Origin of the sequence: Thermaurantimonas aggregans (assembly GCF_003851885.1) — a bacterium.
In the GTDB taxonomy this organism is placed as follows: Bacteria; Bacteroidota; Bacteroidia; order Flavobacteriales; family Schleiferiaceae; genus Thermaurantimonas; species Thermaurantimonas aggregans.
On record NZ_BHZE01000002.1, the window covers coordinates 197,245 to 218,841 of the forward strand.

General features: G+C 41.4%; 16 protein-coding genes and 1 pseudogene. 8 read left to right on the forward strand and 9 right to left on the reverse strand.

What is annotated here, in order from left to right:
* Window positions 1-107: 107 nt before the first annotated feature.
* The 4 genes from EIP89_RS01845 to nhaC all read right to left on the reverse strand — a co-directional run bounded on the left by EIP89_RS01845 (window position 108) and on the right by nhaC (window position 4,328).
* Window positions 108-326 (reverse strand): DUF2905 domain-containing protein, encoded by a 219-nt coding sequence (locus tag EIP89_RS01845; protein ID WP_124396957.1) that lies wholly within the window; start codon window positions 324-326, stop codon window positions 108-110.
* 4 nt (window positions 327-330) lie between these two features.
* Window positions 331-867 carry a CopD family protein gene (locus EIP89_RS01850; RefSeq protein WP_124396958.1) on the reverse strand — a complete coding sequence of 179 codons (537 nt, stop codon included), beginning with the start codon at window positions 865-867 and terminating at the stop codon, window positions 331-333.
* Complete coding sequence (locus EIP89_RS01855; protein ID WP_124396959.1) at window positions 867-2,828, reverse strand: alpha-1,4-glucan--maltose-1-phosphate maltosyltransferase; 1,962 nt, start codon at window positions 2,826-2,828, stop codon at window positions 867-869. Before EIP89_RS01855 ends, EIP89_RS01850 begins: the two co-directional genes overlap by 1 nt.
* Before the next feature lie 72 nt (window positions 2,829-2,900).
* On the reverse strand, window positions 2,901-4,328 hold the full coding sequence (nhaC, locus tag EIP89_RS01860) for a Na+/H+ antiporter NhaC (RefSeq protein WP_124396960.1): 1,428 nt from the start codon (window positions 4,326-4,328) through the stop codon (window positions 2,901-2,903).
* A 116-nt stretch (window positions 4,329-4,444) separates the two neighbouring features.
* Between nhaC and EIP89_RS01865 the strand changes: the two genes are divergently transcribed.
* On the forward strand, window positions 4,445-4,873 hold the full coding sequence (locus EIP89_RS01865) for a response regulator (protein WP_124396961.1): 429 nt from the start codon (window positions 4,445-4,447) through the stop codon (window positions 4,871-4,873).
* Here the strand turns inward: EIP89_RS01865 and EIP89_RS01870 are convergent.
* The 5 genes from EIP89_RS01870 to surE form a co-directional block, all read right to left on the reverse strand.
* Window positions 4,838-6,790, reverse strand: coding sequence for a ComEC/Rec2 family competence protein (locus EIP89_RS01870; RefSeq protein ID WP_124396962.1), 1,953 nt, complete (start codon window positions 6,788-6,790; stop codon window positions 4,838-4,840). The two genes, EIP89_RS01865 and EIP89_RS01870, sit on opposite strands and share 36 nt — an antisense overlap.
* The gene (locus EIP89_RS01875; RefSeq protein ID WP_124396963.1) at window positions 6,732-7,952 is read right to left on the reverse strand and encodes a SpoIID/LytB domain-containing protein; all 1,221 of its coding nucleotides are present in this window, start codon (window positions 7,950-7,952) and stop codon (window positions 6,732-6,734) included. The genes EIP89_RS01870 and EIP89_RS01875 overlap by 59 nt, the downstream gene beginning before the upstream one ends.
* Window positions 7,936-9,048: a lipid-A-disaccharide synthase gene (gene lpxB / locus EIP89_RS01880; protein WP_124396964.1), complete on the reverse strand. Its 1,113-nt coding sequence runs from the start codon at window positions 9,046-9,048 to the stop codon at window positions 7,936-7,938. Before lpxB ends, EIP89_RS01875 begins: the two co-directional genes overlap by 17 nt.
* Window positions 9,049-9,112: 64 nt before the next feature.
* Window positions 9,113-9,382 (reverse strand): hypothetical protein, encoded by a 270-nt coding sequence (locus EIP89_RS01885; protein WP_218019308.1) that lies wholly within the window; start codon window positions 9,380-9,382, stop codon window positions 9,113-9,115.
* Window positions 9,382-10,182, reverse strand: a complete 801-nt coding sequence (surE, locus tag EIP89_RS01890; RefSeq protein WP_124396966.1) for a 5'/3'-nucleotidase SurE — start codon at window positions 10,180-10,182, stop codon at window positions 9,382-9,384. The genes EIP89_RS01885 and surE overlap by 1 nt, the downstream gene beginning before the upstream one ends.
* A gap of 98 nt (window positions 10,183-10,280) precedes the next feature.
* Between surE and EIP89_RS01895 the strand changes: the two genes are divergently transcribed.
* The 7 genes and pseudogenes from EIP89_RS01895 to EIP89_RS01925 all read left to right on the forward strand — a co-directional run bounded on the left by EIP89_RS01895 (window position 10,281) and on the right by EIP89_RS01925 (window position 21,464).
* Window positions 10,281-10,967, forward strand: a complete 687-nt coding sequence (locus EIP89_RS01895) for a zinc metallopeptidase (protein WP_124396967.1) — start codon at window positions 10,281-10,283, stop codon at window positions 10,965-10,967.
* 162 nt (window positions 10,968-11,129) lie between these two features.
* The gene (locus EIP89_RS01900) at window positions 11,130-13,892 is read left to right on the forward strand and encodes a 2-oxoglutarate dehydrogenase E1 component (RefSeq protein WP_124396968.1); all 2,763 of its coding nucleotides are present in this window, start codon (window positions 11,130-11,132) and stop codon (window positions 13,890-13,892) included.
* Window positions 13,893-13,917: 25 nt separating this feature from the next.
* Entirely contained in the window at window positions 13,918-15,165 is a 1,248-nt protein-coding gene (gene odhB / locus EIP89_RS01905) for a 2-oxoglutarate dehydrogenase complex dihydrolipoyllysine-residue succinyltransferase (protein WP_124396969.1), read from the forward strand.
* A 5-nt stretch (window positions 15,166-15,170) separates the two neighbouring features.
* On the forward strand, window positions 15,171-15,821 hold the full coding sequence (locus EIP89_RS01910) for a heme exporter protein CcmB (protein ID WP_124396970.1): 651 nt from the start codon (window positions 15,171-15,173) through the stop codon (window positions 15,819-15,821).
* Between the two features lie 10 nt (window positions 15,822-15,831).
* On the forward strand, window positions 15,832-16,233 hold the full coding sequence (locus EIP89_RS01915) for a phage holin family protein (protein ID WP_124396971.1): 402 nt from the start codon (window positions 15,832-15,834) through the stop codon (window positions 16,231-16,233).
* An 890-nt stretch (window positions 16,234-17,123) separates the two neighbouring features.
* Window positions 17,124-18,209, forward strand: a complete 1,086-nt coding sequence (locus EIP89_RS01920) for an efflux RND transporter periplasmic adaptor subunit (protein WP_124396972.1) — start codon at window positions 17,124-17,126, stop codon at window positions 18,207-18,209.
* 21 nt (window positions 18,210-18,230) lie between these two features.
* Window positions 18,231-21,464 (forward strand): annotated as a pseudogene (locus tag EIP89_RS01925) (efflux RND transporter permease subunit).
* The last annotated feature ends 133 nt before the right edge of the window (window positions 21,465-21,597 follow it).

The following is a 21,597-nucleotide window of genomic DNA, read 5'->3' on the forward strand; positions in this document are numbered from 1 at the left end:
TATTATTAGAGTAATTTTTGGACTTTATCAAACAGTATTTTTTTTTCATGAAATTCCTTCAAATGGAAGACAAAAAACAGTAAAGAATTTATTAACTGTTAACAGTGTCAAAATTTAAATCTTGAAGCTAACCACATGATCAGTGACAAGACTACGGATAGAATGATAGATGTAAGAATAGGTATATAAATAGTGGTATTTCCGCGCTTGATCAGTATGTCACCGGGCAACTTTCCTGGGAATTTTAAGTCATATTTTTCAGCAGCATACCAAATTATTCCAATTATTAAAATCAGCAATCCTATGGAAATCAATGCTCTTCCCATTTTTCTATTTATTTCTTGCTCGTCTGTACAAATAGCTGGCTGAAATTAATACAACCACGAGAATCAGCAAACCGAAAACTCCGTAGATGGCTGAAATATTTGACTTTACCACAACGAGCATTACAATGGCAATCAGCAAAACTGTTGGAATTTCGTTGTACAGTCTTAATTTAAAAGAATTCATGGTCAATGCATTGTTTTTTAATTTTCTCAGAAATACATCGAGCGATATATGGTATGCATATAAGGCTATGACTAAGAGATATTTTATCCCCATCCAGGAGCCTCCGGAGGTAAGCATAATTTTATAGTATCCTGTTTTAATCATTATCCAATTGCCGAAAATGAATGTCAAAACTGCCGATGGCCATGTAATGATGTATAATAGTCGATCTGCCATCAAAATGAGCTGAGCTCGAAGGTCATGAGACTGTTTCTTTTCATCAGCTTCCCGTATGTACACAAATAGTCTCGGCAGATAAAAGAGACCTGCAAACCAAGTTATTACAAAAATGATGTGTATAGCTTTGATGTACTGCATTACGCCTTAGAAATTTTAAACAAATGAAAAGGAACGTTTGGATGCAGCGCTACATAATTGTATTCAGAATACCACGTCCAAGTATTGCCTGTGATGTAGTCTTGCATGAGCAAATGCGTGCCTACCGGTATTCCCATTTTCTCGAAGGGCGGACGTACCATCCCTTGTCGAGAGTTAAGGTGGTCTAAATTTACCACCATTAAGAAGTGCTCACCAGTTTCGATATCACCTTTGTAGTAGGCTAAGAGATGATCGTCGTTTACAGGGCAGAAGGTCAAATTGTAGGTGGTTTGAAAGGACTTGTAGGTTTTTCTGATTTGATTGATAAGTCTTATTAATACGGTTAATCGCGTTTCGCGTGTCCAATCCCAGTGGTAAATCTCGTACTTTTCGCTGTTGAGATATTCTTCCTTCCCCGGATATGGCTCATGAATGCCATATTCATACACTGGTCCGTAAATGCCGTAATTGGAGGAAAGCGTAGCTGCTAAAAATAGCCTGATCATAAATAGACTTTCATTACCGCCCTGAAGGCTCCACGGATTGATATCCGGAGTATTGGGCCAGAAGTTAGGCCTAAAAAATTCTCGCTGATCGGTAGTGGTGAGTTCGGTGAGGTATTCGGTTAATTCGGCTTTAGTGTTTCGCCAGCAGAAGTAAGTGTAAGACTGTGTAAAACCGAGCTTGGCCAGTTCGTGCATAATTTTCGGGCGGGTAAAAGCCTCACTTAGAAAAATGATATCTGAATGTGTTTTATGTATTTCAGAAATGAGCCATTGCCAAAATTTGAAAGGCTTGGTATGTGGATTATCTACTCTAAAGATGGTCACGCCTTGTTCCACCCAGTACTTCACTACGCGCAGCAACTCATTCCAAAGGCCCTGCCAGTCGTCGCATTCGAAGTTAAAAGGATAAATGTCTTGATATTTTTTCGGTGGATTTTCAGCGTATTGAATGCTTCCATCTGACTTTATGACAAACCATTCGGGATGCTCCTTCACATACGGGTGATCTGGAGCACATTGAAAGGCCAGATCCATTGCGATTTCGATGCCGTATTCTTTGGCCTTTGCAAGGAGGTTTTTGTAATCTTCTAGAGTTCCGAGCTCTGGATGTATTGCATCGTGACCACCAAATCGAGAGCCAATGGCCCAAGGAGACCCTGGCTCTCCGGGTTTTGAGGTCACAGAGTTGTTTTTGCCTTTGCGGTTGATCTCTCCTATTGGATGTATCGGCGGAAAATATAGTACATCAAAACCCAGGTCAGCAATTCGCGGCAAGAGCGCTTCGCAATCTTTAAAAGTGCCGTGTCGGCCTTTCTCCGGCGATGCTGAGCGAGGAAAAAATTCGTACCATGCGCTGAAACCTGCCTTTGGCCGATCGACCCATATTTTGTACTCTGGGCTCTCAACCGAATTTTTCCGTGTTGGATATTTTTCTAATATTGTTTTAAGCTCTTTACTTGTACAGGCTTCCAGCGACTTCAAATAATCAGATGCTTTGATGTATTCAACTGTCGATTTTAAAAAATCGTAAGACGCACTGTCAATCGATTTAGGGATGAGTTTTAAGGTTTCCTCGAGCAAGGGCAGTCCATCATTGAGCTCTACTTGAACATACTGCCCATCCAAAGCCTTTTTAATAAGGCCACTTTGCCAATTCAGGGCATAATCGACCCACGCGCGCACCTTATAGTGATAAAAGCGTTGTTTTTCAACAACAAAACTTCCATACCAATCATCGTTGACAGAAAGATTTAATCGAGCATTTGACCACTGTGTATCTGACTCGTGTTTGTAAAGAATTTCTGCAGCTACCACATCATGTCCATCGGCAAAGACAGCTGCATAAACGTCTACTTTCTCTCCTATGACTCTCTTTATAAAGTATTGACCACAATCAATAGAAGGTTTAACTATTGAAATTACCGCGCGTGAAGGTCTTTTGGCAGGTAGCGACATGTACTCAGAATTAGATTGACAAAAAAACAACTTTTATCTATTTCCATACATTGAAAAGGACACGCAGGCCGTTCACTGATTAATGATTCTGCGAATTTTGTATTTAAAACCAGCTACTAAAAGCGTCATCAAAGGACTTATCAAGCTGAAAAATGTAAAAGGCAGATAATCCAAGGTAGATACCCCTAAAATTCCCGAGTGATAGGCCCCACAGGTATTCCAGGGAATCAACACTGAAGTAACGGTACCGCTGTCCTCGAGCGTACGGCTAAGATTCTCTGGTGCTAATCCTTTGTCCTTAAAGGCCTTGTTGTACATTTTGCCAGGTATTACCAGCGAAAGGTATTGATCACTTGCACTTATATTTACAAAAAGTGTAGTGCTCACCGTAGCCGTAAAGAGCGAAAATTCACTGCGAGCTAGCGACATTATGGCATCAGTTATTCTTCCCAAAAATCCACTTGCTTCCATTGCGCCCCCAAAACACATGGCTGAAATGATTAGCCATACTGTATTTAACATACCTGACATCCCGCCAGTGGTTAAAAGTTCGTCGAGCGCAGGTACACCGGTGTGAATTTCGTTTTTCGATGTAAGCACATGAATCAATGTTTTAGCGCAGTCGACTGCATTTAAGTCGTGCATTACATGATTTTTTTGGAAAATGAGCGTGACAATAATTCCCCCAAGTATTCCCACAAAAATGGCTGGCAGGCTAGGGAATCTCATAGCAATGAGTAAAATGACCAGAGCTGGAACTAAAAGTGTCCACCCAGATATCTTAAAGGTAGCCTCGAGTGTATGAATCATTTCTTGAGATACTGACATATCTACCGCATTTCTGTTTTGAAAGAGTGAAATGCCTATAAAAATCAACATCGATATGCCATACGATGGAAATGTCGTAATGGCCATGTAACGAATATGTGTGGCGAGGTCAGTACCAGCCACAGCAGGGGCTAGATTAGTGGTGTCAGAGAGCGGGCTCATCTTATCGCCGAAATAGGCCCCTGTTAGTATGGCGCCTGCCGTTATGGCAGGGTTTATTCCCAAAGAGTTTCCAATACCCATCATCGCAATGCCCACTGTGGCTGTAGTGCTCCAAGAGCTACCAGTAGCTACTGATACTACCGATGAAACAAGCACTGTGAGTGGTAGAAAAAAGTCAGGATTAAGCAAGTTTAAACCAAAATAGATCATCGTAGGCACGATGCCGCTAAACGTCCAAATAGCTGCTAATGAACCAATTAATAGCAAAATAAAAACAGCGGCACTGCTCTGCTGTATGTTCATGGCTATTTTGTCCATTATCATTGGCCATGATACACCATAGAAATGACTCAGCACAAACGTCACAAAGGTGCAGGTGATTAGGATGAGTTGATTGCTTCCGCTCAGGGCGTCGTCTCCACTAACATATAAAACGTTGATTGAAAGCAGTACAATGAGCAAAAGTACCGGTAGCAAAGCCACCCACAGAGGAATTCGATGGTTTTTCAACGACTTTTTTGCGACAAATTAAAGTTCGTTGCAACCAAAATTGAAATTTAATTGTTTATATATTGATAGTTTGCTATTAAATATCGATATTTGCATTAGTGTAAATAGTACACTTTATGGTACAATACGAAATAGAGAATCCAAATACTTTGTCGGGTAATAAGGTATTGATTTTCGAAAACGATGAAGTAAATCAGCTCCTTCTGAAAATAATGCTGGAAAACAACGAATTACAACCTGAAATCGTTACCGATATTAATGACCTTTACAAAAAAATTGAAAGCCACTCTTATGAGCTGCTCTTGTTGGATATGGAAAATAAAAATCCATCGTCCTTCGAGATTATAGATGTAATTCGAAAGGAACTGAAATGCGATATTCCTGTCATTGGATTATCCACAAAAGACTACAGAGGCAGGGCTATATACCACGGAATTAATGTCCTTTTGCAGCGCCCTATCGAAAATCGCGCTTTAATGCACCACATCATGCGAGTTTTGTATGGGAGCTCAAAGTACAAGAATCCGATAACCGTCACGATTTAAAATAAACTCTTTTCCATCTGAACTTCTAAGTATCACCTTCAGAGGGTGCTGAAGTTTCTCTAATGGCTTAGGTGGGGTTCGGGATGCATGGTTATGTATGTGAATTGTAAATAATGTTTTCGATCTCTCTTTTATTTCAATTTTTTCAGGCATCTCATTCCACACAAGATCCGATTCTTCCATCTGCCATTTGTTTAAATATTTGGAAAAAAGTGTTTTTCGTTGTGTCTTAATCTTTTGAAAATTAGCAGAAAATATCCAAATCTTTTTGCCTTTCAGATTTATCAGCAACAAAGGTTTTTCCTGAATAAATGACAAGTAAATTTCAGTAAAGGCTCGTGAAATTTTGAAAGATTGTTGGACAGAATATATTTCAAATAAAACTAATAAAATAATTCCCGTTAAAAATATCCTTTTCTTTTTGTTCACTATTCCATAAAACAACAAAACGATTGTTAACAACAAAAGCGTAAATTGAACAGCGTCAAAAAATTGTTTTTCGATAATTGAAAAAGGTAATTTTACTATAAAATTATTGAGAAAATTATTTACTGTAATGAAAAATGCGGGAACTTTGCCTAAAAAATCGAATGCATCAGAAATCATGGAAATAATAGCAATCGGAAAACCCAGGTACAAGGTAAGTGTAACGAGCGGTATAGCATACAGATTTGCTATGAAAAACCATGTCGGAAATTTCGAGAAGTAAAACACTGTGAATGGAAAGGTAAAAAGTTGAGCTGCAAGCGATACCGATAAAATTTCTGAAATTTTTTTCAATAAAAAATTATCAGAAATCGATAAAATTTTATTGAAAAAATTAGATGTACTTACAATTCCATACACTGCAGCATAGCTCAATTGGAAGCCAATATCAAATAGCAATAATGGGGAAGTTGACAATAATAAAACAGCAGATAAACACAGAGAGTGATAAATACCAGTTTTGCGCTTTAAATTTTGACCAAATTCAATGAAAGTAAACATTGTTGCTGCTCGTACCACCGATGGGCTTAATCCGGTAAATAGTGCATAAAACCACAAAATACTTATTAATAAAAAGCCTCGAAGTATCCTCAATTTACTGCCAAAAATTAATGCAAGCAAACTTGCAAACAATACGTAAATTAAACCTGTATGAAGACCTGAAACTGCAAGCACGTGAATCGTGCCCGTATCGGAGTAGGTGGTTCTAATTTCTTCAGTCAAATAATCTTTTGAACCGGTTAAAAGAGCTATTAACACCTCTCTTGCATCCTTATTTATAGACCATCGGAGTATGGTTTTTACTATTTTTTGGTTGATTTCATAAGCTATTTTATATAGATTGAATTTATCCTCTTTTTTATGAAATAGAATACTTTTGGATGTTAAATAGCATGCGTGAGAAATTCCTTTGGTTTCGTAATAATTTTTTGCCTGAAATGCAAAAGGTATTGTAGTATTTTCAATGGGCTGAACCTTTGAAATAGCAATGATATAATCTCCAGGTATAATGGCTTGTATTATAGAATCTTTTTTGATATATAAAATAGCCCTTAAATAATACTTACCATTTGTATCAAGCGAAAGTCCCTTTGCGTGAATAGTATTTTCTGTTTGCTTAAGAATTCGTTCAATTTTTAATAGATGTATCCCCGAATATTCTTTGTCACAAGCATGTAATTTTTCCGATTCTTTTAAGTAGAGCAGAGATCCTAATGAGAGAAAAATAAAATAGACAAGGACACCTCTGTATGAGCGAAGAAATATATATAAAATGATTGAGCTAATAAAGATGAATAGACTAATGTAAAAATATCTATGATCGAGTAAAAATCGAGCAGAAAGAATACCAAAAATAAAGGCAAAAGTGAGCTTAAAAAGCCAATTGTGGGGCTTCGGCCATGAGTTGTCGGTACATACTAAGGCTTTCAAGCTTCACATTTTCGTAGTAAAAGTAAATAATTTCACGATATGTAAAGCCTTGAGATGCCATATTAATCGCTCCTTCTTGTGACAATCCTACTCCATGACCATTGCCTTTTCCCTTCAATATGTAATAGTTCCCATCTGGCTCAATGTCGAAATATGTGGAACGCAGCTGAAAGTGAAATCTGAAATCTCTCAGCGGAAAAGATTTGTTTTGATACCGGAAGTAGTTTAGCCTTGTTGGCTGTTTGAAAGTTTCGATGGCAGCGATTAGCTCAGGAGTCAATTTTGTTTGGAGCTTGCGCGCAATGTATTCTTGAACGTCTTTTTTAGGTAATTTTTTTGTCCATTCATAAGAGTTCATTCCTTCGGAATAGGGGTCAGGTTTAGCAATCAGATTGGGCAATTTTTTGTGCCAGGCATCCTCGGCACATACGGTATGCCCTCCACTGTTAGCATGAAAGGCTGCAAAAATTGGAGCTCCCGAGGCACTGTCTACCACAATGGTATCACGCGTTTCTAAAACAGCTTGTCGAATTAGATCTGAATTTCGATAATAAGCTCTGCTGAGATATACTTGTGAAGAAATATCGTCTTTTAAATTGTAGCCTTCGCGGAGGTGTTTGTTGTAATTTCTAATAGCGAATGTTCTTGCTAAAACTGCTTGAGCTTTGAAATATTCCAGCTGAGGAAAATTTCCTCCCTCAGACTCTACTACACCAGCTACATATTGTTCGAGATTAACTTGATTGATTGCTAGAAGATTTTGCTGATTAGGCAATAAAATTAATGAACCATCATACCAGCGTTCTTTCTTGTTTACATGTATCAGAAAATTCGAAGAAGTATCTGTAGTAATAAAGGAAATAGCGTAAAAATTTCCTAAGTGTTTTTTCCCGATTTTTAAGGAGATATACGATCCATTTCGTTGGATGGAAAAGAGTATTTCTGGTGATTTTGAATGTACATAATAAATTGTGTCAACAAGTCCGCCGTTTTTGTCAAGAGCAATTAAGAAATATTCACCATTTTTTATTCTGAAAAGACACTCGGAAAAATTCTCGTTGCTAAAGATGCGAATTTTAATGTCAGAAGGAACTGCTTTTAAATGAAGAGTGAGGAAAAACAACCAAAATACAAACAATAATCTCTTATACAACTTCTTCATTTTCTAGAAAATTTTTGATGCAAAAAGCGGCACGTTCAGAAGCGCCTTTCCCTCCTAATTTATTGCGGAGTTCCGCAAATGCACTCCTCTGAGCTTTTACTGCGCTTCCTTCTTCTAAAAGTTTTCTTATTTCTTTTTCCAAATTTTCAGTAGTGAGATCATCTTGTATAAGTTCTGGTACAGCCTTTTTGTCAAGTATAAGATTTACAAGTGAAATATATTTTACTTTAACCAATTTTTTAGCTATCAAATAACTCAACTTACTGCCTTTGTACACCACTATCAAAGGGGTGTTAAGTAATGCCGTTTCAAGAGTGGCTGTACCCGAAGCCACAATGGCAGCTCGTGATGAGCGAATTACCTCATAGGTTTTTCCTTCAATAATTTTAATATTATTTGTTCTTGAAGTATATTTTTCATACAAAGATTTTTCAATGGAAGGAGCAGCAGCAAGACCAAATTTTAAATGTATATTTTTTACGGCGAATTCTGTCATTGCTGGCAAAATATTTTCTATCTCTTGTTTTCTGCTTCCTGGTAATAATGCTATATCAAATTCAATTTGATTTTCCAATAAATTTTCTGTAGAACTTATGTCAATAGCATCAAGTAAAGGATGACCTACATATTCTACTTTATATCCATATTTTTCGTAAAAATTTTTTTCGAAAGGCAGTATGGTAATCATCAGATCAATATCCCGCTTGATTTGATGCACCCTACCTTCTTTCCATGCCCATATTTGAGGACTAATGTAGTAGATGTTTTTAAATCCTTTCTCTTTAGCAAATTTAGCTATTCGCATATTGAAACCTGGAAAATCGATATATACAATGACGTCTGGCTTGTTCTTTAAGATCCAATTTTTACAAAATTCTAGATTTTTTAAAATTTTTCGAAGATTTTTTATGACTTCATAAAAGCCCATGAAGGCCATTTCTCTGTAGTGAAGAAGAAGAATACCACCTTCATTTACCATTTTATTGCCTCCAAAGCAATAAAAAGTGCTATCTGGATATAATTTTTTTAGATTTTTTAAAAGATTGGCGCCATGAAGATCTCCTGAAGATTCACCAGCGAGTAGAAGAAATTTCATACTTTTCGAGAACTTTTCAAAGAAAATGTAATTTCAAAAATGAAATAATTGTTTCTTCTGTTTTTTATAACAAGAATTTGTGAATAACTGCTGCTAAAAGTACGATAAGAGATGCCGCTAAAATGCCACGTGAAATAGATTCTTTCTTAAAACGGAGAAATAAAAAAAATAGACCGACATTGATTAAAAGTCCCAAACTGATAATTTGAAAAATCAGGGTTTTTAATTGAATTTTCGTTAAGTTCGATTCACCTGATAGCAAAACAGGATATTTGAAAAATAACAAAACCAAACTACCTACTGGCGCTATTAAGGCGATTAAGATTCCTTGCATTATACTTCGCGAGGTACGGTTTTGTGGATTTCGAAATTCCATTTTGACATGGTTTTTAATTGGTCGTAGGCAGTAAAATCGACATTGATTGGCACGATTGAAATAAAGTAATTTTTCAAGGCATACTCATCAGTATCAGTGCCGGTATCGTGGTTTACAAATTGGCCTGAGAGCCAGAAATATTTGCGCCCTCTGGGGTCGGTACGCACGTCGATTTCTTCTTCCCAAACGGCGTCAGCTTGTCGACAAATGCGCACGCCTCTATAATCTTCGCCGTTTATGACTTTAGGAATATTTACATTTAGGCATATTCCTTTTGGAAGCCCGTGTTTTAGAACCATTTTAGAAATGACACGCACCCAGCGCTTGGCCTTTGAGAAGTCGGCTTCCCATGCGTAGTCGAGCAGCGAGAAGCCGATGGAAGGTATGTTTTCTAAAGCGCCTTCAACTGCTGCCGACATAGTACCGCTATAGATTACATTGATCGATGAGTTTGACCCGTGATTGATGCCTGATACGATCAGATCAGGTTTGCGCGGCAAAATGTATGATACTGCGAGTTTTACGCAATCAACCGGAGTGCCGCTGCAGGCATATTCAGTCTGCGGGCCGTCATCTATTTTAATAGGATCGCAACGCAGTGAGGAATTAATCGTAATGGCATGCCCCATGCCTGATTGAGGCTTATCTGGGGCTACTACTACCACATCACCTATATCGCGTACAGCTTCTATTAAATTTCTGATGCCCGGGGCTGTGATTCCATCGTCATTGCACACCAATATGAGAGGTCTCTTCATTAGCTTACTTAATACCTTGCAAAAATAACTTCTGCCAAAATGACCTTTATTTGCAGAGGCATGTGATTTGTTATTTTTGACCTAAAATTCAAAAAGCTATGATTCTCATATTGATTGTTTTTGCCTTAGTTGGATTTATTGTTCAAACCCGATTGAAAACAAAATTCGAAAAATACAGCAAAGTACCTGTAGCTGCCGGACTTACCGGTGCTGAAGTGGCTGAGAAAATGCTTCACGACCACGGAATTTACGATGTGCGTATCATCAGCGTACCGGGTAAGCTTACCGATCACTACAACCCTCTGGACAAAACTGTTAACTTATCACCTGATGTTTATCACGGTCGCTCAGTAGCGGCAGCTGCAGTAGCTGCTCACGAAGTAGGTCATGCAGTTCAGCATGCTACAGCATACGCTTGGCTTCAGATGCGTTCAGCTTTGGTGCCTATTGTAAGTTTCAGCAGTAGAATGCTTTCCTTTATTTTCCTGTTTATGCTCTTTGGTTCTGTTATAGTTCACTTATTTCCAATTCAGACAGTGTTGCTTACAGTGGTGATTCTTCAAAGCGCTATAACACTTTTTACCATAATAACCTTGCCGGTTGAGTACGATGCCAGCAACAGGGCGCTTGTATGGTTAAATTCTGCCGGAATTACTTCGGTCAGGGAGCACAACATGGCTAAAGATGCACTTAAGTGGGCAGCAAACACCTATCTGGTGGCGGCATTGGCTTCAATTGCTCAACTGGTTTATTACATTCTTCTCTATCTAAACAGTAGAGATTAAGTGCATAAAATATAAAAAAAAAGTCGCCACATCAGGCGGCTTTTTTTGTTTATACTGATAAATACAGCATTACTGATTAATTAAATATTAAGTCAATTGTATTGTAGTTTTGACCCTGTTTTTAAAAATTAAGCCAAAAATTCACTCAAATGCCCCCTTTTCATGGATAGGTTTTCGTTTCTGAATGCAGCCCATTTGCAGTTTTTCGACGAGCTATACCAAAAATATCTTGAAAATCCTGACATCGTTGAGCCTTCTTGGAGGGCATTTTTTCAGGGCTTTGACTTTGCAAATGAGTATGCCGACCGCTCGCCGGTTGAAAAAGTCAAAGTAATTGAAAAGGCCGTAGAGCAGTCGCCTGACCTCAGCCACATAATTAAGGAGTTCCGAGTCATTGAACTGATCAACGCATACAGGCAGCGCGGTCATCTATTTACTGAAACAAATCCTGTACGCGCTCGCCGTAAATATTCGCCCACGTTAGATATTGAAAATTTTGGCCTCGATGCCAGCGATCTTGATAAGCCCTTTGAGGCAGCCCGCGAGTTAGGTTTGAACGGTCCTGCACCCTTGCGACGGATTATTCAGCATCTAAAAAATGTCTATTGCCGCTCGATCGGGGTGGAGTTTATGTACATCCGCGATGTAGAGCGTCGCAAATGGATCATTGATCGATTAAATGTAAATGAAAACATCCCAAACTTTACACCTGATCAGAAGAAACACATTCTTACAAAACTTACGGAAGCTGTCGGTTTCGAAGCTTTCCTCAATACAAAATTCGTTGGCCAAAAGCGCTTTTCCATCGAAGGAGCCGAATCATTGATTCCGGCACTCGACATGGCCATCAATCATGGTGCAGAGCTTGGAGTGCGTGAGGTGGTAATGGGTATGGCACATCGCGGCCGTTTAAATGTTTTGTCAAATATTTTCGGAAAGACACAAAGAGATATCTTTTCAGAATTCGAAGGCAAAGAGTATGAAGATGAGGACTTTGATGGGGATGTGAAATACCACCTAGGTTACAGTACGCTAAAGGTACTTGACGACAGTACGCAAATACGCTTGACTTTGTCGCCCAATCCATCGCACCTCGAGGCTGTAAATGCCGTGGTAGAGGGCATTGCCCGCGCACGTATCGATTACAATCACGACGGGAATGTATCGGCTGTACTTCCCATCCTGATACACGGCGATGCTGCCATTGCAGCTCAAGGCATTGTGTACGAGGTGGTGCAAATGGAAACGCTGGATGGCTATAAGACCGGAGGTACCATCCATTTCGTAATTAACAATCAGGTGGGATTTACTACAAACTATCTCGACGCTCGTTCGAGTACCTACTGTACGGATGTAGCAAAAGTGATATTAGCACCTGTATTTCACGTAAATGGCGATGATACCGAAGCTGTAGTACATGTAGCCAAATTTGCCATAGAATATCGCCAGCGCTTTTTGCGCGACATTTTCATCGACTTGCTGTGCTACCGCAAGTATGGTCACAATGAGGGCGATGAACCTCGTTTTACTCAACCACTCCTTTATAAAATTATTGCTAAGCACCCCAATCCGCGCGACATCTACATGAAGAAGCTCAAAGAAGAGGGCCTAGTAGATGAAGAATTTCTCAAAAAAGTGGATGCTGATTTTAAAGCTATTCTTGAGATGCGGTACGACGAATCAAAAAAAATTGAGAAAAACCGCATTACCCCCTTCTTACAAGAAGACTGGCAAGGCTTTAGAAAGGCAACGCGCGAAGATTTTCTCACTTCACCCGAAACAGGTGTGAGTCGCGATAAACTGCTCAAAATTGCCAAAGCGCTCACCACTCTGCCCGCTGACAAAAAGTTCTTCAACAAAGTGGTGCGCCTGGTAGAAGATCGCAGAAAAATGGTAGAAGAGCGCAATGCACTCGATTGGGGGATGGGTGAGCTCATGGCTTACGGTTCGCTACTCATTGAAGGCATCCCTGTGCGAATCTCGGGCGAAGATGTAGAAAGAGGGACCTTCTCACACCGTCATGCTGTAATACTGGTTGAAGATTCGGAAGAAGAAATCGTACAACTCAATCACATTGAGCCCGGTCAGGCGCGTTTTGAAATTTACAATTCGCTGCTTAGTGAATATGGTGTACTGGGTTTTGATTACGGATATGCTTTGGCACGTCCAAATCACCTTGTTATCTGGGAGGCTCAATTCGGTGATTTTGCCAACGGTGCTCAAATCATCATTGACCAATTCATTTCAGCGGCTGAAGACAAGTGGGCTGTACAGAATGGTCTGGTGCTGTATCTGCCACATGGATACGAAGGCCAAGGTGCAGAGCATTCAAGCGCTCGCCTTGAGCGATTCTTGCAACTGTGTGCCCAGCTCAACATGATCGTCTGCAACCTTACTACTCCGGCTCAGCTCTTCCACATGCTGCGCAGGCAATTCGCTTGGCCCTTCCGCAAGCCTGTGGTGCTGATGTCGCCAAAGTCACTTCTGCGCCATCCGAGAGCTACAAGTACTTTAGAAGAGTTAGAGTCTGGACGTTTTCGGGAAGTGATTGACGATCATCTGATTGAAGACAAAGCCACTATAACAAAACTTGTTTTCGTGACGGGTAAGTTCTACTACGAATTGCTCGAGGAGCGCGAGGCTGAAAAGCACTTTGATACTGCCTTAGTGCGCATTGAGCAGCTGTATCCACTGCCATACCAGAAAATAGAGGAAATCATAGCCAGTTATCCGAATGCAAAAAAGATCGTCTGGGCACAAGAAGAGCCTTCAAATATGGGAGCCCACTGGTATATGAAGATGAAATTACCCGTAAAAGACCTGTTGGTTGTATGCCCGAGCGCAAGTGCTAGTCCGGCCAGCGGTTCACACCAAGCTGCTATAGCTTTGCAAAAGCGCACCATTAAACAAGTATTCAGCATTTAACGACCCCAATCATAAACACCTCGCTATGATTTTAGAAATGAAAGTGCCCTCACCGGGCGAGTCTATTTCAGAAGTAGAAATAGCCCAATGGCTTGTAAAAGACGGCGATTACGTAGAAAAAGATCAGGATATAGCCGAAATCGACAGCGATAAAGCTACTTTAGCTTTGCCGGCTGAGGCATCTGGAATCATTAAAATACTCGTGCCAGCAGGTAGCACAGTAGCAGTAGGCGATGTGGTTTGTACCATTGATACTTCAGCACAAGCACCGGCTAAAGCTGCACACCAAGCATCAACTCCTAAAAAAGCAGAAGAACAAACACCGGCACCTAAAAAAGAAGAACCAAAACCCGCACCCGTAGCTGAACAGAAACCCACCTCCTACGCAATGGGTACTCCATCGCCTGCAGCACGCAAACTGATGGAAGAAACCGGCGTAAGCCTATCGGCTGGCACAGGCAGAGATGGTCGAATTACAAAGGCTGATGTTCTGAAAGCTGCTGAAGAAGCAAAAGGTCGTGCATCGATGGGCTCACCGGGTACAGGTAGCCGCAGTACACAGCGCAAGCGCATGTCGGCTCTACGGCGCAAATTATCCGAGCGCCTCGTATCGGTAAAGAATGAAACAGCCATGCTCACTACCTTCAACGAGGTAGATATGAAAGCCATTTACGACCTGCGCGCTGAGTATAAAGAAGCCTTTGCGGCTAAGCACGGTGTAAATCTAGGCTTTATGTCCTTTTTCACACTCGCTTGTGTAAGTGCACTGAAGGCTTTTCCACAAGTGAACTCGATGATCGACGGCGAAGACATGGTCAGCTTCGACTTCTGCGATATTTCTATTGCTGTAAGTGGTCCTAAAGGGCTGATGGTACCGGTACTTCGCAATGCTGAAAACATGACCTTTGCTGGCGTAGAAAAAGAAATCAAGCGTCTTGCTACCCGCGTGCGTGACGGTGTGATAACCGTAGATGAAATGACAGGTGGTACTTTCACCATCACCAATGGAGGTGTTTTCGGTTCCATGCTTTCAACCCCCATCATCAATCCACCACAGTCAGCCATACTCGGCATGCACAACGTAGTGGAGCGACCTGTAGTACGCGATGGCCAAATCGTGATTCGCCCCATCATGTATGTGGCACTCAGCTACGACCACCGTATCATCGACGGCAGGGAATCTGTGGGATTTCTTGTGCATGTAAAAGAATGCCTTGAAAATCCGGTCGAAAAACTCATGAACGGCGATCCACAACGCGCCCTCGAACTTTGATTCGAATGCATTACATCAAACAAGTAATTAAAATACTTTATACTGATTTTAAAATTGAATGGCGAGAAAAGCACCAGCTTTTCTCGCTTTTTCTTTACATCGCCTCATCTGCCTTCATCGCCTACATGATTCTGAAAGCTGATGTAGCTCCGCGTATCTCTATTTCAGTCTTTTGGATCATCTTGGGATTTGGGGCAGTCACTTCTACTTCTCGCAGTCTTATTCGCGAAACCTCTACACGATTTCTTTTCTATTACCAAACAGTGCCCCCATCGCTGCTTATCGTTTCAAAAATTACCTTTAATGCCCTTTTGCTTGGCGTGGTGTCTGTTTTTACGGCTTGGCTCTTCGATCTGTTGTTTCACACCCAGTTTTCCTTGTCGTATCTTTTAGGTATCAGTCTATTGGGAGCATTAGCTTTTGCCAGTACGCTCACGCTTATTGCAGGCATCTCAGCAGCAGTGCAAGGCAATGCCGCCATAATGGCCGTTTTGTCCTTTCCGCTGCTCATCCCGCAGCTTTTGGTACTTATCCGAATTAGCGAAGCTATGCTCATCGGTGTGGAGAGCACGCGTTATGTAGTTGCTTCGCTTTTACTAGACCTTATCACAGTAGCGCTCAGTATTGTGTTGTTTCCTTTCTTATGGAAAGAATAAATTCGTAGCCATGAAATTTCGTTTTAATCTCACCATTGCCGAGCCACCCTTTCACATACGGCTGGCAGTCAGTACGCTAAGCTTTTTCCTTGCTTCTTACATCACACCGGGTGTTGAACTTCGCGACATACTTGCTGCCTTTATTGTGGCACTTGTCCTCAGCATATTTAATGTCACCATCAAGCCCCTTCTTATATTACTTACTCTGCCCGTAACTCTTTTAACCTTTGGCATCTTTCTCTTTGCCATCAATGCAATCGTTATTCTCATTGCTGCAGAATTTGTCAGCGGTTTCGAAGTCAGCAGTTTTTGGAGCGCTCTCCTGTACAGTTTATTCGTTTCGCTTATAAGCGGCTTCTTGCATGCCTTAGCTCAAAATCTCAGTCAACGTAATAATTCTCAAGACCATTAATGTATTTCATCTTTTGTAAATCTTTATTTTTATTTTTTAGCGTGCCTCTTCACTTTCTGCTGTGATCAGATCTTCGGACTTATCCTGCTAAGGAGCTGACGGGGCACATTTGTCGCAGGTAGCCAGACCGAAAGACACTGTCGATAAAGCTGTAGCCATCCGCTTCTACCCCTCGCGCAAGGATAGTGTACGAGTTTTTCAGAAGTAACTGTTTACACGCTACACTTTGCCCTATAGATTGCATTTCATTGGTTGAAATCGTAGTCTGCACTATCACCTTAGTCAGCACAAATGATCCTATTTTTTAGAATATTCATAAGTTTTCAATCCGGATAAATTCCTATACATTTGTTTAGAAAATTTGTGAAAACGCTGGCATTACATACGCGGTTGTCTTTTAAGCAACGTAAACTGAATCTTCTATTATTTTTTGCCGGAGTTTTTGCCCTCTTTTTACTGAATTTTACAGGCCATAAACTTCAAAGAAATTCCTACCAGAATCATTCAGTTGTTTCTTTACAACACATTTCATCCATCTTCGGTACAAAAATCAATTTTCTTTTTGCTGAATTTTCTTTTGAAGAAGAGCAGGAAGATGTCGATTCTAATGAACTGCTGAAATGTGCTAAATACAAATACATTTCTTCGTCACTTTCTATTTATCTTTTTGGTTTTCATAAGCTTTCATCTGGTTTATACAAATTTCAGCAAGGTTTACCTGTTCTCAAACCTCTGTACATTTTATACCATTCCTGGAAGTCGTTTTTGGTATAAAGTATCCTTCAATTTTCAGCTTTTTTAAGTAAAACTTTCTGAATCGGATTTTTCCTAAAGTCCATTTCCTCACAATCCATTTCTCTATCCAAAAACACACAAAAAACCTCCATTGTATGAGAAAAATCTTGAACCTTGCCATTGTATTATCCATTTTTATATCAAGCTGCCATCACAAAGAAGAACACGGCGATCAGAATGTAAAATTTGTTGCTACTAGCCCAATAAAAACAGACACCACTGTATTCCGCGAATACGTTTGCCAGATCCATTCCATCCAACATATCGAACTGCGCGCCCTCGAAAAAAGCTACCTTCAAAACATTTACGTGGACGAAGGGCAATTTGTAAAGAAAGGTCAAATGCTCTTTCAGATCATGCCAGTGATTTATCGGGCAGAGGTACAGCGGGCTCAGGCTGAAGTTGACTTTGCTGCCATTGAATACAACAATACCAAAGCTCTGGCCGACAGCCATGTGGTCTCTCCCAACGAACTTGCCTTGGCTAAAGCGAAATACGAAAAAGCAAAGTCAGAACTTGCCCTTGCCAAAGCGCATCTCTCATTTACCGAAATAAGAGCTCCGTTTGATGGGCTGATAGGCACCTTCAACGATGTACGCATCGGCAGTCTGCTCGACGAAGGCGAGCTACTTACCACCCTGTCCGACAACAGCAAAATGTGGGTCTATTTCAATGTACCCGAAGCTGAATATCTGAACTATGCCCTCCAAAAAAGACAGGATAAACCCCTGAAAGTACTGCTTCGAATGGCCAACGATCAGCTCTACGACCAGGAGGGTGTAATCGAAACCATTGAATCAGACTTCAACAGCGAAACCGGGAACATTGCTTTTAGAGCCACCTTCCAAAATCCAAACCGCATCCTTCGCCACGGGCAGACGGGCAACATCCTAATGCCAGTGCCTTTGAAAAACGTGCTTCTCATCCCTCAAAAAGCCACGTATGAAGTGCTTGACAAGACGTATGTGTATGTCATTAATAACAATAATCAAATCGAAGCTCGCGAGATCAAAATAGGCGCAGAGCTGCCCCACCTCTTTGTGGTGCGCGAAGGCCTATCAGAAAAGGACAAAATTCTTGTAGAAGGGCTGCGAAAAGTCAAAAACAAGCAAAAGATCCGCTACGAGTTTGAGCCGCTTTCAAAGATTATTTCTGAACTGCATTCCATTCACGCCGAATAATTTTTAATAAAAGGAAGAAATATGTTCAGCAAATTCATTAAGAGGCCGGTACTCTCCATCGTAGTATCTACCATCATCTTGTTTATAGGCATCTTATCTATTCAGCAACTTCCTATTTCGCAGTTGCCTGATATAGCGCCTACTACGGTAAATATCTTTATCGCATATCCCGGTTCGAGTGCCGATGTGTTGGTCAAATCCACCCTCATTCCGCTCGAAGCTGCCCTCAATGGGGTGCAGGGCATGCGCTATATTGTGTCAGATGCTACGAGCGCCGGCGAGGCTACGATTCAAGTTGTCTTTGAGCCGGGAACAGACCCGAATCAGGCTGTAGTGAATGTGAAGACGCGCGTTGACCAAGTCATGCCGCTCTTACCTGAGCTCGTTCAGCGCGAAGGGGTGATCATCACACCTATACAGCCCAGCATGCTCATGTATGTAAACCTGTATAGCACAGACAAAAACGCCGACGAAAAATTCCTCTACAACTACGCCTACACGCGCATGATACCCGAAATACAGCGCATTAATGGCATAGCGCGTGCACAGATATTAGGGAGCCGCATCTTTGCCATGCGCGTGTGGCTAAAGCCCGATCGAATGCGCGCCTACAACGTATCGGCTGAAGAGGTGATGACAGCTATGCAAGAGCAAAGCCTCTTGGCTCGCCCTGGTAGGCTCGGACAGGCTTCGGGCAAGTCGCCCCAGTCGCTCGAATACGTGCTGGTGTATCAAGACCGATTCAACAAGCCCGAGCAATACGAAAACATCATCATCCGCGCCAACGAAAAAGGTGAATTGCTTCTGCTCAAAGACATAGCTGATGTAGAGCTGGGCAGCGAGTTTTTTGACATTTACTCTAATCTCGACGGATATCCGGCGGCTTCCATCGTACTGAAGCAAAATGTGGGCAGCAATGCCAGCAAGGTTATCGAAGATGTGAAGAAAAAGCTCAAGGAGCTGAAAGCAGACTTTCCGCCAGGTATGGATTACAAAATCAGTTACGACGTATCTCAGTTTCTCGATGCTTCGATCGAGCAGGTGCTACACACCCTGCGCGATGCTTTCATCCTGGTTACGTTGGTAGTATTCCTCTTTTTGGGCGATTGGCGATCTACCCTTGTGCCGGCCATTGCTGTACCTATTTCGCTGGTAGGTTCCTTCTTTTTCATGAAAATGTTTGGGTTATCGATCAATCTCGTCACCCTTTTTGCCCTTGTGTTGGCCATTGGTATTGTGGTTGACGACGCCATTGTAGTTGTGGAGGCTGTGCATGCCAAAATGGAAGAAGAGCATCTATCGCCCCTCAATGCGGTAAAAAAAGTATTGAGTGAAATTGGTGGGGCCATTATAGCCATTAGTTTGGTGATGATTGCTGTTTTTATACCGGTCACCTTCATGACAGGTCCTGTCGGAGTTTTTTATCGGCAGTTTTCCATCACTATGGCCAGTTCGATTTTGCTGTCGGCTGTGGTAGCACTCACTCTTACGCCGGTACTGAGCGCAATGATTTTAAAAAACAATCACGGCAAGCCCGCTAAAAAAACGCCCATCAATTGGTTTTTAGAAAAGTTCAACAAAGGATTCGAAAAGCTTACCGGCAGATATGTGGGTGTTTTAAACAAGATCGTCAGCCGTCGCTTGGTTACTTTTGGCGTACTTCTGGCTTTTGTAATTGGTATAATTCTGGAAGTCAAGAGCTTACCAGCCGGCTTTGTACCCAATGAAGACCAGGGCACCATCTACGCCATTATACGGACTCCTCCGGGTTCAACTTTAGAGCGAACGAATGAAGTTGCTCATAAACTTCAAAAGCTTTGCGAAGAGATCGAAGATGTAGAATCGGTAACTGCATTGGCCGGTTACGAAATCATGACCGAAGGTCGTGGTTCAAATGCCGGTACTTGCTTGATAAACCTTAAATAATGGTCAGAGCGCAAGCGTTCTGTGCACGAAGTAATGGAACTGCTCGAAGAGGAGACCAAAGACTTTGGCGCTGTCATCGAATTTTTTGAGCCACCTGCAATTCCAGGTTTTGGATCGTCCGGTGGGTTCTCACTCCGACTGCTCGATAAGACCAATGAAGTTGATTATCATGAATTTGAAAAAATCAATAACGAATTTATGGACGCTCTGCGCAAGCGCAAAGAGCTCACCGGATTGTTCACCTTCTTCGCAGCCAACTACCCGCAGTACGAGCTCAAAATTGACAACAAAATCGCCATGCAGAAGGGCGTATCTATCGGCAAGGCGATGGAAAACCTCAACATTTTGATCGGCAGTACCTACGAACAAGGTTTTACCCGCTTTGGCCGTTTTTTCAAGGTTTACACCCAAGCAGCACCCGAGTATCGGCGTTACCCCTCAGACCTTGAAAATCTGTTTGTGAAAAACGACAAAGGCGAAATGGTGCCGTACTCCTCCTTCATGAAAATCATTAAGCGACAGGGACCCAATGAATTGACGCGATATAATATGTACAATTCAGCTGCCATCAGAGGCCTGCCAGCCGAAGGTTACACTACAGGAGATGCCATCGCTGCCATTCAGGCGGTTGCGCGCGAAGTGCTGCCTAAGGGTTTTGACATAGCGTGGGAAGGTCTCTCGTACGACGAGGCCCGTCGTGGAAATGAGGCTCTTTATATCTTTTTGGTGGTAGTAGTTTTCGTTTATCTAGTCTTGGCTGCTCAATATGAGAGCTTTATCATTCCGTTTGCCGTGTTATTGTCCCTTCCTGTCGGTATTTTCGGTTCTTTTCTGATGCTCAAGTGGATGGGACTGGCCAACGACATCTATGCGCAAATAGGTCTTATCATGCTTGTCGGTCTTTTAGGAAAAAATGCTGTGTTGATCGTAGAATTTGCCATCCAGCGAAATCAGCAAGGGGCACCCATTCTTCAGGCAGCCATTGAAGGGGCTAAAGTGCGCTTCCGTCCAATTTTGATGACCTCTTTTGCCTTCATCGCCGGTCTTATCCCATTGGTTGTATCGACTGGTCCGGGTGCCATAGGCAATCGCACCATTGGCTCATCAGCTTTAGGCGGTATGTTACTGGGTACGGTGTTTGGCGTGCTCATCATTCCCGGACTTTACTACGTATTTGCCAAGTTGGCTGATGGCCGCAAGCTGATTCGAGACGAAGAATTAAGCCCGCTGAGCGAAGACTTTGTCGAAAGTGCTTCGCGCGAGTCACTGCTGAAAAGACTTCAGAAAGTCACCATTCTCAAAAGAAAAAATTCAAGAAAAAAAGAATGAAAAAGCTCCTGACTTCCGCAGATTTTTTATTTTTTGCTTAGTTGTAATTATAAATATTTGTTATACAATGATTTATAAAATCCATTTTCGTCATTTTGGGTGTTAATTTTATTTAGAGGCAAAAATTTGAAGT

Bases quoted from the DNA above. Each gene is read 5' to 3' on its own strand.
- EIP89_RS01845 (WP_124396957.1), bottom strand. From the start codon at position 326: ATGGGAAGAGCATTGATTTCCATAGGATTGCTGATTTTAATAATTGGA.
- EIP89_RS01850 (WP_124396958.1), bottom strand. From the start codon at position 867: ATGCAGTACATCAAAGCTATACACATCATTTTTGTAATAACTTGGTTT.
- EIP89_RS01855 (WP_124396959.1), bottom strand. From the start codon at position 2,828: ATGTCGCTACCTGCCAAAAGACCTTCACGCGCGGTAATTTCAATAGTT.
- EIP89_RS01865 (WP_124396961.1), top strand. From the start codon at position 4,445: ATGGTACAATACGAAATAGAGAATCCAAATACTTTGTCGGGTAATAAG.
- EIP89_RS01875 (WP_124396963.1), bottom strand. From the start codon at position 7,952: ATGAAGAAGTTGTATAAGAGATTATTGTTTGTATTTTGGTTGTTTTTC.
- lpxB (WP_124396964.1), bottom strand. From the start codon at position 9,048: ATGAAATTTCTTCTACTCGCTGGTGAATCTTCAGGAGATCTTCATGGC.
- EIP89_RS01885 (WP_218019308.1), bottom strand. From the start codon at position 9,382: ATGCAAGGAATCTTAATCGCCTTAATAGCGCCAGTAGGTAGTTTGGTT.
- surE (WP_124396966.1), bottom strand. From the start codon at position 10,182: ATGAAGAGACCTCTCATATTGGTGTGCAATGACGATGGAATCACAGCC.
- EIP89_RS01895 (WP_124396967.1), top strand. From the start codon at position 10,281: ATGATTCTCATATTGATTGTTTTTGCCTTAGTTGGATTTATTGTTCAA.
- EIP89_RS01900 (WP_124396968.1), top strand. From the start codon at position 11,130: ATGGATAGGTTTTCGTTTCTGAATGCAGCCCATTTGCAGTTTTTCGAC.
- odhB (WP_124396969.1), top strand. From the start codon at position 13,918: ATGATTTTAGAAATGAAAGTGCCCTCACCGGGCGAGTCTATTTCAGAA.
- EIP89_RS01910 (WP_124396970.1), top strand. From the start codon at position 15,171: ATGCATTACATCAAACAAGTAATTAAAATACTTTATACTGATTTTAAA.
- EIP89_RS01915 (WP_124396971.1), top strand. From the start codon at position 15,832: ATGAAATTTCGTTTTAATCTCACCATTGCCGAGCCACCCTTTCACATA.
- EIP89_RS01920 (WP_124396972.1), top strand. From the start codon at position 17,124: ATGAGAAAAATCTTGAACCTTGCCATTGTATTATCCATTTTTATATCA.